This is a genomic window from Nocardia salmonicida NBRC 13393, assembly GCF_001613085.1.
GTDB classification, from domain to species: Bacteria; Actinomycetota; Actinomycetes; order Mycobacteriales; family Mycobacteriaceae; genus Nocardia; species Nocardia salmonicida.
Genome location: NZ_BDBR01000022.1, coordinates 24010 through 38458 on the forward strand (window position 1 = coordinate 24010; position 14449 = coordinate 38458).

Here is a 14449-nt window from a genome sequence, read left to right on the forward strand (position 1 = left end):
GTGTGGGCGGATCGGGTGCGCACTCATCCGACGGGCCTTGGCAGAACTCGGTCGCCGCCCCACAGGCCACGCACCAGACGCTGGGTCAGATCCGCGCCGAACATCCGCTCGCCCATGGCATTCGCGGGATCGCGTTCGGCGATATTGCGACGGATTGCCAGGTCTCGCTCCGCCAACCGGGCCCGCTCACCGACGGGCACCGGCGTCGCCGCGTCCACCCACCCGAGCCACTGCTCGACCCGCGCCGTGAGAATCTCGGCGACCGTTTCGCGATTGGCCTGATTCGGTGGGAAGGAGTAGCAATACGCGGTGGGGGACAGGCTGGACCGGATGAAGCCGGTGCGGCTGGTGAACCAGGTGAAATCGGGATGTTCTTCCTTGAAGGCCAACCACGGCGCGTCGTTGTCGGCGTAGTAGCTGTCGAAATAATCGCCGTCGCCGACCAGGTCGCCGCGTGGTACCGCGTCGACATAGAACCAACCCTGCGGCCACAGCAGCAGCGCGACGCCCAGATGCGGAACCTGGATCTGTGGTCCGAGCCACGCGGTGAGATGCAGATTGACGAAACCGGTGCGGGGGTCGCCGATCCAGGAGTGCACCAGCCAGTCGATCTCCGGGCCGGTATAGGCGGCCAGGCTCCCCGAGGGTCCGGTCGCCGCGTCGCCGTAGTTCTCCAGGGCCTCGGTCGAGGGATCTCTGGTCAGCTCGAAGCGTTCGGCGATCCGGGATTTCAGCCCGCTCAACAGCTCTCGCCATTCCTGGAATGTCTCGGTGACGTCGACTCTGGCGGTGGTGTCGACCATCTGCTCGACGTGTTGCACGGTTTCACTCATCGTTGCTCCGGTTCTGTCGTCACTGCGCGTGCCTGGTTATGGCGTCCAGCGGCCACCGAGGGCGTCCGTCCACCAGGTCGGTGCCTTTGGATACGGTGCGGTTCACGGCTTGCGCCGGCCGCACGGTCGCCCGGACCTCGGCTGCGTCGGGCGGTGTGACGGTCACGATCGGGTGACTGATCACACCGGTGAACGGGCCGCTCCACGCGGTCCACAGCGTGAAGTCGGGGCTGAGCGCGTACACCGCGCCGAGCAGTCCGCCGTGTTCGTCGCTTCCGGCGGCCACCACATTGAGCCGGTTCTCCGCCGCGCGTTCGGACAGACCGAGTGCCAACTCCCACGGTTCGGTCGGCGAGCAGGGTACTGCCACGATGTCGGCGTTCTGGAGCGCGGCCAGCCGGAAGGTCTCGGGGAAGAGCGCGTCGTCGCCGACCACGATGGCCAGTCGGCCCCAAGGCACGTCGAAGACGGTCAATTCGGTGCCCGGCTCCGTCAGCCACGGAAGACGTTTGGTCGGATGCAATTGAGCTTGACGGCCGAGCACTCCGTCGGCGGTGACCAGCACACCGTGGTGCGCACCGCCGACGCGCGCACTCAGCACCACGTGCGCCGTTGTGCCGTCCAGTGCGTCGACGACTTCCGGTATCGATATCGCCGCGAGCTCGGGGAGCACGATCAACTCGACTCCGTCGGCGGCGAGTCGGGCCAGTAGCCCCGGGTCGGCGACCGCGAGCGCGGTGCTCAGCGAATCGGCCCCGGCCGCCGCGCGTCGCCCGCGCGGTGTGGTGGTGAGTGGGGCGTAGAGCTCGGGCCTGCGCGCGGCGAGGATGTCGGTGCCGTCCGGTCGGCGCTTGTCATCGGCCAGTGACACGTCGATATCGGCGACGACGATCGCCTCACCGGTGGCAGGCGCTACCGCGACCGGAACGCCGTCGGGGCCGACGATCTGACTTTCGCCCGCGCCGTGCAGCCGATCCTGCGGCACCCCGAGGCGGTCCGCGATCGAGGGCAGCTGGTCGGCGGGGAGCAGTGGGCCGACCTTGTTGGCGGCCACCACCCAGACCTTGTTCTCCGCGGCTCGTACCGGAATGTGCAGGCTCGCTTCGTCGACGGCGAAGGAGTTGAGGCTGTTGAGCAACAGCTGGGCACCGCGCAGTGCCAGCGACCGGGTGACCTCGTTGATGACGCCCTCCATGCAGGCGTACATACCGATCCGGCCCAGGGGAGTCTCGAGCACCGGCGATTCGGTCAGGCCCGGATCGAGATAGTCGTTCTCGGCGCCCATCAGGATCTGCTTGTCGGATTCGCCGAGCAGTTCGCCGTCGGGGCCGAACAGCAGGCTGGTGCCGGTGGTGCGGCCGTCGGCCCGGGCCAGAGTGACGCCGATCTTCACGAACAGCCGATGTCGGCGCGCCCGCTGCGCGATCGAACCACAGAATGTGTCGCCGGGTGTGCAGGCCATTCGGCGCGCGTGCGCACGGTCCTCGTACCAAGATAGGTGGTTACAGAATTCGGGAAGAACCACCAGTTCGGCGCCCGCGGCGGCCGCGGCGTCGATCATGCGGAGGCAGGCGTCGAGGTTGACCGCGACGTCGGTTCCCGCGGCGAGTTGTGCGGCCGCGACTCGGGTCATGAACTCGGACCCTCTCACTCGTGCAGCGTTTCGTACAACGAAACGCTGTTTCCAACAGTGCCCTGATTCTGTACCCCTGTGAAGGATCTGTCCAGGGGTGGTTCGACATTTCACGCGCCCGTAATTCGTTGAAATCCCGCTTCTTCTGGTCTGTCTTGACAGTGGTCGGCACCGCGGGTTCAATGTGGCAATCGTGAAACTGTGTTTCGCTCAGCGGAACATGAGTGGAGGTTGAGGATGACGAGACATCGCGCATCCGTGTCGGCCGCCCTCTGCGCAGTCGCCGCCGGACCGGTCGCCGGTGGGCAGCTGGTGCTGCTCGCCAAACCCCTGGGCGGTATGGTCGGAGTGCCCGGCGCAGTGGTCGGCTACATCGTGCTCACCGGTGCGGTGCTGGGTCTGTTCGCCGCGTTGCTGTGTCTGTGGCGTGTGCGTTCTTCGGTCGAAATGGCAAGTGTGTGTGGTGTTCTCGCGGGCATCGCCGTTCTGGTGGCGGGCGCCGCGGATACCGTCGCGGTGTTCGCCGTCGCGGTGCTGGTGGCCGGTACCCTCACCGGGCCGCTGCTGGTCGCCGGCCGCACTCTCGCAGCCGATCTCGGACGCCAGAGTTTTGTCGTCATGCACGCCGCGGCGACAGCGGGACTGGCCGTCGCCGCGTTGCTGGCCGGCCGGTACTACGAGAATCCCGGAGCCGGTGTGATCGCCGCAGGGGCGCTGACCGCCGTCCTCGGTGCGAGCACTGGACTCCTGCGAGCACGCCTCGCCGAAGCACCGATTTCGCGCCGCCCTGCCACAATCGGCGCGGTGCCACGTCCCGCGCTGTCGGGATATGTCGCCGAAGGACTCGTGGTCGGGGGCACCGTGCTGCCCGCGCTGCATCTGCTGTTGTTCCGCTGGAACGAGTTCGGAGCCGAGCAACTCACCTGGCTGGCGTTCGCTGCCGCACCCGCGGTATTCGTGCTCGCGCTGCCGGGGCGTCGACCGGCCGCCGTGCCCGTGCTGTTGATCCTGGCGGCAGGCGGACCGGTGCTCGTGGCGACCGCATCGGGGCCGGTGTTGCTGACGGTCGGGCTGGCTGTGACCCTGACGGCGGCGGCACGTGCGATGACGGCCCTCGACGGGGAGATGTCCCTGCACGCCGATCGGGCCGCCGCGACCGCCGTTGTCACGGCGATCGCGGGTTTTGCCGGGCTGGGACTCGTCGATCTGCTCGGTCGGGTCATCGGTACCGGATCTGCGCTGACCGTGCTGGCCGCCTGCGTACTCGTCGCGGCCCGGCTCGGCGGCAGGCGCGACCACGCCGCATCACCTCCGCAGGGCGTGCTCAGCTCAATCAACGAAGGAGGCGCGCCGTGAATGGTTTCGCCACGATGACCCGAGCGGCCGCGGCCGCAGTGCTCGGCGGATGTCTGATCGGCTTTCCGGCAGCGGCATTCGCGCAGGAGCCCGCCGCGATACAGGTCAGCGCGAGCGCCGACCTGACCGAAGGACAGCGAATCACTGTCAGCGGCAGCGGCTTTCGAGCCGGTCTGGCGGCGGTCGCGGTGGGTATGTGTAAACAGGGCTTCACCAATGGGCTGAAGGACTGTGATCTCGACGGCGGCGCGACCTTCGTCAATATCGGTGGGGACGGCACCTTCGGCCCGCTGACGTTGACCGCGCACCACACGTTCCACGCCATCGACTGCACTCAGCAGCAGTGCGTGATCGCGGCCGCACCGCTGCCGGGCACCGAACCACCCTCGGTCATCGCAGCCAATTCGGCTGCGGTATCGGTGGCTTTCGCGGGTTCCGGCCCGCCGACTCCACCGGCCCCCGCCCCGGCTGCCGCGCTGCGCTCGGACTCCGATACCGAAGGCCCGTCCACCGTGCTGTGGGCGGTAACCGCGGGCTTGCTGGTGATCGTCGCCGGTAGTGCCCTCGCCGATCGGCGGCGATTGTGAAATCCATCAGGAGGAAGATATGAAACGCATCGGTACCCCGCTCGGGATTCTCGGGGCCGTCGCGGTCGCCGCGATCTGGAGTGCGACCCCGGCGACGGCCGCACCTACCTTGCAGGTGAGTCAGTCCACCGGACTGGCGGCCGGGCAGACCGTCACCGTGACGCTGGACGGACTGCCCGCGAATATGCCCGCGGTGGCGGTCGGGCAGTGCAAACCGCAGATCACCGGTCCCGCGGACTGTCATCTCGCCGGCTCGATGCTCGGCGCCGCCGACGGGCAGGGGCGGTGGCAACCCAACCCCGGCAAAGAGGCGATCACCCTGGTAGCCACCGTCGGTACCGCCGATTGCGCCTCGGCCCCCGGTGCCTGCACGATCAGCGTCACCAGCCTGACGAACGCGACCGAGATCCTCGCCTCGGTGCCGTTGACCTTCGGCCCCGCCGCCCGAACACCGGTGACCGCGACCGATACGGCCGAGGCCGAGTCCGAGGACGCAGACAGCAATACCGCCATGACGGTCGGCATCGCCGCCGGCGTGGTGGTGATCGCCGCGGTCGCCGTAGCCCTCGTGGTACGCAGGCGCGGCCGAAACAACTGAATCCCCGGACGGCACGGAGGTTTGTCGCCGCCGTGCCGTCCGGCCGATCCGCGAACGGAGGACCCCGATGCCGACAAACGACCAGGTACTGACCCATATCGTGCTGATGAAGTTCCAGCATCGAGCTGATGCGCGCCAGGCAAGTGCTCTGCTGTCGGGCCTCGACGGCACTGTCCCACACATCCGTTCGCTCACCGTCGTCCTCGACGAACTCGATACGCCGGTCTCCTATGACCTGTGCCTGACCACCACGCACACCTCCGAGGCGGAATTGGCTGCCTACCAACAGCATCCGGCGCACCGGGAGGTCGCCCGATGGCTCGTCCCCCGGCTGGCCGGTCGAGCCGTCGTGGACTATCGGAGGTAACCCGCGCTCAGACGGCCGTCCCTCCGGGATGTTTCGCTACGGGCGCGCCGTGGTGGGATAGGCCCCCGCGGGCAGTCCGGCGCCGTCGGCGCGGAAGGCGCCCGGAGCGTGCGTCACGGTCGTCTGGACGTACTCGCGCAGGCCCTCTTCGGCGTACTCGCGACCGAAGCCGCTGTTCTTGATACCGCCGAACGGGGCCCGCAGGGACATGCCGGTGCGGTTGTGGGTGTTGATGAAGGTGAAGCCTGCCTCGATGCGAGCGGCGAACGCGCAGGCGCGGTCTTCGTCGGCCGACCATACCGAGGCGGCCAGGCCGAGGTCGGAATCGTTTGCCCTGGCCAAGACTTCGGCTTCGTCACGATAGGTGAGCAGCGGGACGGCCGGGCCGAACTGCTCCAGGCGAACGAGGTCGGCGTCGTCGGGGACCCCGAGCGCGAGGATCGGGTCGAGGAAATAGCCCTCCGAGGTCGGCGCGGTGGCGAGCGTGACGATGTCGGCGCCCCGATTCCTGGCATCGGTGACGAGTCCGCGTACGCGCTCGGCGGCCGCCGTGGTGGCTACCGGGCCCATGGTGACATCGTCGTCCAGCGGATCATCGACGGTCAGGATGCGCTGTGCGGCAGCGATATAGGACTCGACGAACTCGGTCAGCCGAGTCTGCGGAACGTACAGCCGTTTGGCGGCCATGCACACCTGGCCCGCCGTGGCGAAGGAGGCGAGGACCAGGCGTTCGAAATCCGCTGGGGACAGGGCGAAGTCGTCCAGGAACACTGCCGGGTCGTTACCGCCGAGCTCCAGCGTCACCGGCTTGATCGCGCGTCCGGCGGCGGCGGCGATCGCGCGCCCGGCATCCTCGCCACCGGTGAAGGCGACCTTGCGCACCAGCGGGTGCGCGATCAGCGCGTGCACGGTATCCGGGCCGCCATGGATCACTGTCGTGGCGGGCAGTAGTTCGGCCGCGGCGGTGACGGTGAGCGGTGCCAGTGGCGACGGTTTGAGCACGACCGCATTGCCCGCGGCGAGTGCGGGACCCAGCTTGAGCATCGAGAGAATGATCGGGGCGTTCCAGGGGGTGATGGCGGCGACCACTCCGAAAGGTCTCGCGGTCAAGGTGATTCGGCCGTGCGCGTCGTCTGTTGTGCGCGTACGCAAGACCTCGGCCGCATGGCCGCGTACCCAGCGCAGATAGTGTGCGGCGAAGCCGATTTCGCCCCGGCAATCGGTGACGGGTTTACCGGTCTCGCGCGCCAGCAGGATCGCCAGGTCGGCACCGCGGTCATCGAGTGCGTCCGCGGCGGTGCCGAGCGCGGCGAAGCGGGTCTCGGGTGGGCATCGCGACCATTCGCGAAACGTGGCATGTGCCGCGCGTACCACGGCCTCGACCGCGTCCGGTGCGGTCGAGGTCACGGTGCCGACGATCTCGCGCGGGTGGGCCGGATTCTCGCGATCGATTCTCACGGCCGGATCTCCAGCGAGTCGAGCAGGCAGGCCCGCCGTAGATAGGCGCGCGCGGCGACCGGATCGGCGGCCAGTTCGCGCAGGTGCTCGCGGTAGCCGGCGTCGCGGTCACGCATCCGGTTCCAGTTGTTGTGACTGATGCGCTGAACATGGTCGACGGCAACGTTTCGACGGTGCGTCGCCACCTCGTCGAGCTGGGCTTCCGGGCCGCCCTCGAGGACATCGGACAGCGCGGACGCCAGCTGGACCGCATCGTGGATTCCGCTGTTCATGCCCATCCCGCCGAGCGGGTTGTTGACATGGGCCGCATCGCCCATCAGCAGGACCTTGCCGTATCGGAATCGGTCGGTGACCCGCTGATGCACCCGGTAGAGCGAGGCGTGGGCCAGCCGCCACGGTCTGCCGAGGTCGACAACCGCCGCCAGTCGCTCCGGCAGCCGCCGCAATTCGTCCTCGTCATCGGTGTCGACCGGAGTCGGCAACAGCACTCGCCAGTGTTGTGGGGTGCGCAGCAGCACCAGCCACTCGTCCGGGTCGAAGACATAGTTGATCGGCGCGATACCCGGTAGTGCGGCGGCCAGGTCCTCATCGACCGAGGCGACCAGGAACCGTTCCGGGTAGGTGCTGCCACCGAATTCGACGCCGAGGCCGCGCCGGACAGCGGAATGCGCACCGTCGGCGCCGATCACCCAATCCGCGCGGACCGGCCCCTTCGCGGTACGCAGCACCACCGAATCGGCGGTACTGAGCAACCCGTTCACCGGGTGGCCGAACCGGACATCGGCTACGGCGCCCAGGGCATCGAGCAGGATCGGCGTGAGTGTGCTCTGTTCGCACTGCACGCGGAACGGGAAGGGGGTGTCCTCGGCCAGCACGTCGAGATCCAGGGTGGCGATCTCGCCGCCGCCGCGCTCCCGGTACTGGAAGGTCGACGCGCGGATGCCCTTGCGTAACAACGCATCGAGGACACCGAGGTCTCGCAGCATCTCGAGGGTCGGTGGATGAAAGGTGGAGGCGCGCGACTCGGTGGCCAGTTCGTCGCCCTGTTCGAGCACGGTGACCGGGAAACCCCGGCGGGCGAGCGTGAGAGCGGCGGTGAGCCCGACCGGCCCGGCGCCGACGACGACAACGGTGGGCTTGCTCATGAGGTGTGCAGGGCGAAGCGACCTTCGACGCCGACGACGCGAGCACCGGTGAAGAAGCGCAGCGTCTCCGCCGTGCCCTCCTCGCCGAGTCCGGACAGCCCCCACGCGGGACGCGGCGTCATCAGGTGCAGGCTCATGATGGACGAGCCGTTCACCTTCACCTCACCGGCGCGGATCTGTCGAGCGATGCCGAGCGCGTGTTGTTCGTCCGCACCGCAGACGTAGCCCTCCAGGCCGTAGGGCACGGCATTGGCCAGCGCTACCGCCTCCTCGACCCGGTGATAGGTGAGGACACCGGCCACCGGACCGAAGACCTCATCCGGCAGATCACCGTCGAGTAGTGCGGGGGCGAGGAAGTTGCCGGCTTCCGGCACCGCGCCGAAGGTGCGGACTTCGCGGTCGAGGAACGATCGACGCACGGTCTGAACATGTTTCGAATGCAGGAGCGGCCCGAACTCGGTCAACGGATCCAGGGGGTCACCGACCCGAAGTCCGGCGAGGTGTCGACCGATCGCGTCGACCAATTCCTCGGCCCGGTCGGCGGGCAGGATCAATCTGCCCAGTGCCCGGCACCATTGGCCGTTCAGGGTGGTCAGCAGTTCGGCGGCCATCCGCGCGGCGGTAGCGATATCGGCGTCGGGCAGTACCACGAGTGGATTGTTGCCGCCGAGCTCGAGCTGGCAGGGGCGAAACATCCCGGCGGACGCGGTGGCGACCGAACGTCCGCCGCCGAGACCGCCGGTGAACGAGACCGCCTTGATCTCGGGCGCGGCGACGAGTTGTGCGCCCACCTCCGCACCACCCTGCACCAGCTGGAACATGCCGGCGGGCACGTGTTCGGCGATCGCCTCCGCCAGTGCCATCGAGCTGTAGGGAGCGAGTTCGCTGACCTTGAGGATCACCGGGCAACCGGCGGCGAGCGCGTTGGCGACTTTATGGGCGGCCATGGGCGCGGGCGCGTTCCACGGCACCAGGCACAGGGCAGGGCCGAGTGGCAGCCGATGCACCTCGACCCCGTCGCGGTCCTGGCGCAGTGCTCCGGTGCGCAGCTGCTCGGCCGCGAGCCGAAACGATCCGGAAACGATCGCACCGAGCAGCGAGGTCTGGGCGATCGGGACGCCGGTCGCGCGCGTATCCAGCTCCGTGATCCAGGGCAGCCGCTTGTCCAAGCCGGTGGCGATCGCGTCGAGCATGTCGGGGGTGATCCGTCCCGCCGCCGCATCGGCCACCGCGATGGCCCGCTCGACGCGCTCGGTCGCCGTCGCGACCGCCCTGCTGATGGGTTTCCCGGTGGCCGGATCTTCCAGCGCGACAGCGAGATCCACGGCCGGGGTGCCCCATTCCCCATCGATCAGGTCGGCGATGTCGGGGAGTTGGGCTGTCATCGGTCCGCCTTCGTCGGTGCGGTGGCGAACAATTCGTTCGCCTTGGCGTCGGTCACGATGCGGGCGACCTCGAGCATGCCGCGCTCGGCCGGGAAGGTCATCACCAATCCCATGGCCAGATCGCGCAGTGCGCGCCCGGCCACCCCGCTCATCCCCGCCGCGGACGTGCCGCCCGCCTTGAACGCGCCGAGCGCGACCTGGAAGCAGGCTTCGGTCACCGCGCCCTTGCCGAGACGCCACTGGGTGAACACCTCCGACTTCGGTTTGAACGGCGGCTCCGCGGTTTCCACGGTCAGCTGATAGCGCAACCAGAGGTAGGCGGTCTGCAAGTGTCGTGTCATCTCACCGATGAGGACCTGGTGCACCGGCGAGGAAGCGATCGGTTCGCCGGTATCGGCGAAGGTCTTCGTGGTCGTCGCCGCGAGCATCTCGTCGTAGACATTCTGCGCGCAGCCGGTGTAGGCCGCCGCGATGGCGAGCTGGTTGCCGACGAAACTGCCTCTGCTCATGGTGAGCATCTTCGCGAACGCGCCGGGCACCGCCAAGGCTTCGTCCTCGGGGACGAAGACCTCGTCGAGTCGAATGCCGTTGTTGGCGGTGGCCCGCATGCCGAGCCCGTCCCAGGGCGCCCGCACGCTCACCCCCGGCGCGTCGCGGGGCACGAAGAAGGTCGCCAGCCCCTCGGCGGTGTCGTATCCCTCGAGCTTGGCCGAGGTCAGGTAGAAGTCGGCCACTCCGGTCGCGCAGCCGAATGACTTCTCGCCCTGCAGGATCCAGCCGCCCTCGACCTTGCGGGCGGTGGTGGCGATGGTGATGTTCGCGGCGGCAGTCTTGATCGCTTCAGAGGCGAAGTTCGCGAGCCACGTGCCTTCGGCCATACGAGTGAGGACCTTCTCGGCGAAGGCCCGCACGACGGGGATCTCGTCGTCGGCGAACAGTCCGGCATCGATGGCCTCCAGCGGGAGCAGGCCGCGGGAGGCGCTCGTGTTGTGGAAGAAGAACGCCAGCGCGGTGGAAGGGCAGGCGGTACCCATCGCGAAGGTGGCGGCGGCCAGATCACGCAGGGTGCCGCCGAGTCCGCCGTACTTCTCTGGTACCACCAGCCCGAGCAGCCCGGCCGCGCGTAACAGTTCGACGTGGCCGGGTGGGAAAGTGCCGAGCCGATCGGCTTCCTCGGCGGCCGCGCGCAGGACAGGCAGCACGTCGTCGACCCGTTGTGCGCGTGCGCGTTCGGCGTCGGTCATGTCCTCGACGAGTCGTGCACCGATCATCGGATGATCCCCTCGTGGTAGTTACGGTCGTGGTAGATGAGTGGCGCGGCGGGCCGGGGCGTCGCGGCATCCTGCACGGACCCGACGACGATGGTGTGGTCGCCCGCGGTGTGGCAGTCGGTGAGAGCGCAATCGAGCCACGCGACGGCGTCGGTCAATACCGCCGCGCCGGTGCGAGCGGTGTCCCAATGCCCGGTGGCGAAGCGATCCGCTGGTGCGGACCCGGCGATGGACGCGAAGCGTCTGCCGATGGCCTCGTGATCGTGCCCGAGGACGTTGACCGCGAAAATACCGCTCTCGCGGATCATTCGGCAGGTCGTGCTCGTGGAAGCGAGGCAGATCGAGATGAGCGGCGGGTCGAGGGACACGCTGGTGAACGAACTGGCCGTCATGCCGTGTCGGCCGCCGTCGGCCCTGGCGGTGGTGACGACCACGACGCCGCTGGCCCATTGGGCCAGGACCGCGCGGAGAATGTTCGGCTCCACCTGGACATCCGTTTCGATAGTGGAAACATTGTTCCACTCACGGTAACGCTCGATACCGACTCGACGCAAGCGTCATCCCGATGGGGATGGTGTTTCCCATCGGGAAATCGACCACTTAGACTGTCGTTGTGCCCGAAATCGAATCCGACAACCAGAGCCGGTCGATCGCCGCGGTCGAACGCGCCATGGATGTGCTGCTGCTGTTCGGCCGTAGCGGCCGGCCCGACCTCGGCGTCACCGAGATCGCCACCGAACTCGGTATCACCAAGGCCGCGGTGCACCGGATTCTCACCGCGCTGCGCAATCGCGACCTCATCACCCTCGAACCGGCTACTCGGCGTTACGCACTCGGACATGCCGCCATCGCGCTCGGCCGGGCGTATCTGGCGCGCACCGATCTTCGGGTGATGGCCGCGCCGGAGCTGCGCAGGCTGGCGTCGGTGACCGGCGAGACCGCCACCCTGTCGATTCGCCGCGGCGACACCAGGTTGTACGTGGATCAGGTGGTGCCGGATCAGGAATTGCGGATGGAGGTCGTGCTCGGTGTGCCGTACCCGCTGTACGCGGGCAGTTCCTCCAAGGTGATCCTGGCGTTCCTGCGCAAGGAGGAGATCGACGAATATCTGAGCAGGCACGAGCTGACCGCGTTCACCGACGCGACGATCACGTCGGCCCGCAAGTTGCGCACGGAACTGAACGCCACGAAGAAGCGTGGTCATGCGATCTCGATGGGAGAGCGTCAGATCGGGGCGGCCTCCATCGCCGCGCCGATCCTCGACCACGACGGTGGGGTCGTCGCCGCGATCAGTGTGTGCGGTCCGCTCTCGCGCTTCCAGCCGCGCATGGCCGACTGTGTTCCGATGCTGCTGAAGGCGGCCGGGGCGATCTCGGCCCAATTGGGCTACACGGCGTAGCCACGTCTCACAGCTGGGCACCGGGCTTGACGACGCCGAGTGCCGCCGCCGCGAGCACACTGCCCCAGATCAGCCACACATAGGGGAGGCAACCGTCGACGCTGCGCCGCAAGGTGCGCTCGACGGCCTCGCTCGACCCCTCGGTCATCAGGGTGCCGAAGGCCGCACCGAAGGGCCGCAAGGTCATTCGGATGCCGAGCCCCGCGGCGATCGCCAGGGTGTACAGCAGAATTTTCGCGCCGAGCCAGCGTGGGTTGGTCGTGACGCCGAACGGCTCGCTCGCCAGCAGGGCGTAGCCGCCTGCTCCGGTCATGGCCGCGATCACCGCGATCCGGATGGTGAGGTCGGCGCGACGGATCGAGGCGACTTTCCCGTGCGTGCGGTGTGCCTGCACCGCCAGCGCCAACCAGCCCGCGGCGAAGATCCACACCAGCACGACCGACCACCAGGGAAACAGGGCGATGCCGAACAGGCTCGCACCGTGTGGCTCCAGTGCCATCAGCGTGATTCCGCTGGGTAGGAACAGGACCAGGCAGACCTTCGGCGCCAGATCCAAGCCGCTCATGATCGTCAGCGCCGTGGCGCGGGCGGGCGGACTGAGCGCCGGATCGATCACTGACCGGCTGGAATAGAACACGCCGAGATCGCCGCCGAGCCAGAACACGAACAGCGTCAGGTGCAGCACGATCCACCAACCGTGCGGATGTTGGCCCATGGGAATCCTCGTCCTCGACTTTCGGGAAACAGTGTTTCCAAGTACCGTTCCGCCTTAGTTTCATACCGAAACGCTGTTTCTGCAAACGAAACGGGGGGCTCCATGCGCGCCTTCTTCCTGACCGTCTTCTGTCTGCTCTCGGTGACTGTGACAACACCAGCACCCGCCTCCGCCGAGCTCGGCGTCGCCCACTTCGAGACCCACGTCGCCGGTGACGCGACCACGGTCTGGTATCCGCTGGGCGCCGATCGCGCACTACCGGTGGCGGCGGTGCTGCCCGGCGCTGACGTCAAGCGCGAGTACTACGGTCGGTTCGCCACCGAACTCGCCGGATACGGCTTCGTGGTGGTGATTCCCGAGCACTACCCGCTGCCGTTCGTCGACCGCAGCCTGGCCAGTGAATACTCGCTCACCGATATCGCGGCGTGGGCGCACGCTCAACCGGGGGACCCGTCCTCACCGGTGCGAACCGTCATCGACCCGGAAACCCTGGTGGCCGCCGGGCATTCCTTCGGTGGCGCGACGGCCCTCTACGCTGCCGCGAACCGATGCCAGCTGCCGTTCTGCTTCGGTGTGTCGTATCGGCACCCGCCCGAACTGCGCGCGATCGTCGGCCACGGCACCAACACCACGATCGGCGCAAGTGTGGATCCGGTGCGGGTGAACGACATTCCGACGATGCTGATCAACGGCACACTCGACGGTGTCTCCGAACCCGTCGAGGCCTACGACACCTTCACCCGATTGACCGGCGCACCGGCCGCGGCCTTCGTGAGACTTGTCGGGGCGAACCACTTCGGCCTCATCGATCAGAACAACCCGCCCGGCGCCGTACCCGACCTGCACGAGTCGACCATGCCTCGTGATCAGTCGGTGTACGCCGCCGCGCGGTGGACCGCACTGTGGTTCCGCGCCCAGCTCGGTGATGCCGAGGCGCGCGAGTGCATCGATCGCGCCGCCGCGGGATCCGACCCCACGGTGACCATCGAATTGCGCTGAAACACAGTGCGGTGCTGATGGTTCCGTCGCCGAGTAAAGCGGCGGAACCATCAGTCGATCCGAGGGCTCCGGTTCAGCGCAGTACCGCGAGGGCTTCCTCGAGGCCGAGGACATCGGCGTACTTGATGTCGAGGTCGGTGAGGTTGGCCTCGTGCAGGGCGGCGTCACGATCGCCGCAGGCGTCGGCGACGACCAGTGGTCGGAAACCGTGCTGCATCGCATCGGTCGCCGAGGCGCGCACGCAACCGCTGGTGGTGAGACCGACGATGACGAGGGTGTCGATGCGCTGAGCGGCCAGCGTCGCCGCCAGCGGAGTTGCGTGGAATGCGCTCGGGTACTGCTTGGTGATGACCACGTCACCGGGGGCCGGTGCCGGGTCGTCGAGAAAGTCGCCGAGCGGATTGCCCTGCTCGAAGACCCGGAGCACGGGTACCTTGCGACGGAACAGCCCGCCGTCGGGACCATTCGGCTCGAAACGGACCCGGGTGAAGATCACCGGCAGTCCGGATTCTCGTGCCCGCGCGACCACGGCAGCGGCGGCGCGCACCGCGTCCTCCACCGGTGCGCGCAGCGGTGAGCCGTCGGTGACGTAGGCGGCGCAGATGTCGACCACCAGCACGGCGGGGGAGTTGCCCGCGCCGAGGCGCGCGCTGTAGCCGGAGCGACGGTATTCGCCCGCACGATCGGTCATGGCGGCCTCCTT

At 68.1% G+C, this 14449-nt stretch carries 15 protein-coding genes; 6 read left to right on the top strand and 9 right to left on the bottom strand.

The window, feature by feature from the left end:
- Window positions 1-23: 23 nt before the first annotated feature.
- A complete protein-coding gene (locus tag NS1_RS21455) occupies window positions 24-833 on the bottom strand; it encodes an oxidoreductase (protein ID WP_062987124.1) in 810 nt (269 codons plus the stop codon).
- A 19-nt stretch (window positions 834-852) separates the two neighbouring features.
- The gene (locus NS1_RS21460; protein WP_062987126.1) at window positions 853-2466 is read right to left on the bottom strand and encodes a carbon-nitrogen hydrolase family protein; all 1614 of its coding nucleotides are present in this window, start codon (window positions 2464-2466) and stop codon (window positions 853-855) included.
- 237 nt (window positions 2467-2703) lie between these two features.
- Here NS1_RS21460 and NS1_RS21465 point away from each other — a divergent pair, with 237 nt between their 5' ends.
- From NS1_RS21465 to NS1_RS21480, 4 genes are all read left to right on the top strand, one after another.
- Window positions 2704-3822, top strand: coding sequence for a hypothetical protein (locus NS1_RS21465; protein ID WP_157125329.1), 1119 nt, complete (start codon window positions 2704-2706; stop codon window positions 3820-3822).
- Window positions 3819-4409 carry a neocarzinostatin apoprotein domain-containing protein gene (locus NS1_RS21470; RefSeq protein WP_062987130.1) on the top strand — a complete coding sequence of 197 codons (591 nt, stop codon included), beginning with the start codon at window positions 3819-3821 and terminating at the stop codon, window positions 4407-4409. Before NS1_RS21465 ends, NS1_RS21470 begins: the two co-directional genes overlap by 4 nt.
- A gap of 19 nt (window positions 4410-4428) precedes the next feature.
- A complete protein-coding gene (locus NS1_RS21475; RefSeq protein ID WP_157125330.1) occupies window positions 4429-5007 on the top strand; it encodes a neocarzinostatin apoprotein domain-containing protein in 579 nt (192 codons plus the stop codon).
- Window positions 5008-5074: 67 nt separating this feature from the next.
- Window positions 5075-5374 carry a Dabb family protein gene (locus tag NS1_RS21480; RefSeq protein ID WP_062987134.1) on the top strand — a complete coding sequence of 100 codons (300 nt, stop codon included), beginning with the start codon at window positions 5075-5077 and terminating at the stop codon, window positions 5372-5374.
- A gap of 36 nt (window positions 5375-5410) precedes the next feature.
- Here the strand turns inward: NS1_RS21480 and NS1_RS21485 are convergent, their stop codons facing one another.
- Genes NS1_RS21485 through NS1_RS21505 form a run of 5 tightly spaced genes read right to left on the bottom strand, consistent with a single transcriptional unit; the run spans window position 5411 to window position 11118 of the window.
- Complete coding sequence (locus NS1_RS21485) at window positions 5411-6832, bottom strand: aldehyde dehydrogenase family protein (RefSeq protein WP_062987136.1); 1422 nt, start codon at window positions 6830-6832, stop codon at window positions 5411-5413.
- Window positions 6829-7977, bottom strand: a complete 1149-nt coding sequence (locus tag NS1_RS21490) for an FAD-dependent oxidoreductase (protein ID WP_062987138.1) — start codon at window positions 7975-7977, stop codon at window positions 6829-6831. Before NS1_RS21490 ends, NS1_RS21485 begins: the two co-directional genes overlap by 4 nt.
- On the bottom strand, window positions 7974-9362 hold the full coding sequence (locus tag NS1_RS21495) for an aldehyde dehydrogenase family protein (protein WP_062987140.1): 1389 nt from the start codon (window positions 9360-9362) through the stop codon (window positions 7974-7976). Before NS1_RS21495 ends, NS1_RS21490 begins: the two co-directional genes overlap by 4 nt.
- On the bottom strand, window positions 9359-10633 hold the full coding sequence (locus NS1_RS21500) for an acyl-CoA dehydrogenase family protein (protein ID WP_255284630.1): 1275 nt from the start codon (window positions 10631-10633) through the stop codon (window positions 9359-9361). The genes NS1_RS21495 and NS1_RS21500 overlap by 4 nt, the downstream gene beginning before the upstream one ends.
- Window positions 10630-11118 (bottom strand): flavin reductase family protein, encoded by a 489-nt coding sequence (locus NS1_RS21505; protein ID WP_062987142.1) that lies wholly within the window; start codon window positions 11116-11118, stop codon window positions 10630-10632. Before NS1_RS21505 ends, NS1_RS21500 begins: the two co-directional genes overlap by 4 nt.
- A gap of 128 nt (window positions 11119-11246) precedes the next feature.
- Between NS1_RS21505 and NS1_RS21510 the strand changes: the two genes are divergently transcribed.
- Window positions 11247-12032: an IclR family transcriptional regulator gene (locus tag NS1_RS21510; protein WP_062987144.1), complete on the top strand. Its 786-nt coding sequence runs from the start codon at window positions 11247-11249 to the stop codon at window positions 12030-12032.
- A 7-nt stretch (window positions 12033-12039) separates the two neighbouring features.
- Here the strand turns inward: NS1_RS21510 and NS1_RS21515 are convergent, their stop codons facing one another.
- Window positions 12040-12747: a hypothetical protein gene (locus NS1_RS21515; protein ID WP_062987146.1), complete on the bottom strand. Its 708-nt coding sequence runs from the start codon at window positions 12745-12747 to the stop codon at window positions 12040-12042.
- Window positions 12748-12849: 102 nt separating this feature from the next.
- On the opposite strand from NS1_RS21515, the gene NS1_RS21520 reads away from it, so the two are divergent.
- Window positions 12850-13746 carry a poly(ethylene terephthalate) hydrolase family protein gene (locus tag NS1_RS21520; protein WP_062987148.1) on the top strand — a complete coding sequence of 299 codons (897 nt, stop codon included), beginning with the start codon at window positions 12850-12852 and terminating at the stop codon, window positions 13744-13746.
- Between the two features lie 73 nt (window positions 13747-13819).
- On the opposite strand, the gene NS1_RS21525 is transcribed toward NS1_RS21520, so the two are convergent.
- Complete coding sequence (locus NS1_RS21525) at window positions 13820-14437, bottom strand: isochorismatase family protein (protein ID WP_062987150.1); 618 nt, start codon at window positions 14435-14437, stop codon at window positions 13820-13822.
- Window positions 14438-14449: the final 12 nt, after the last annotated feature.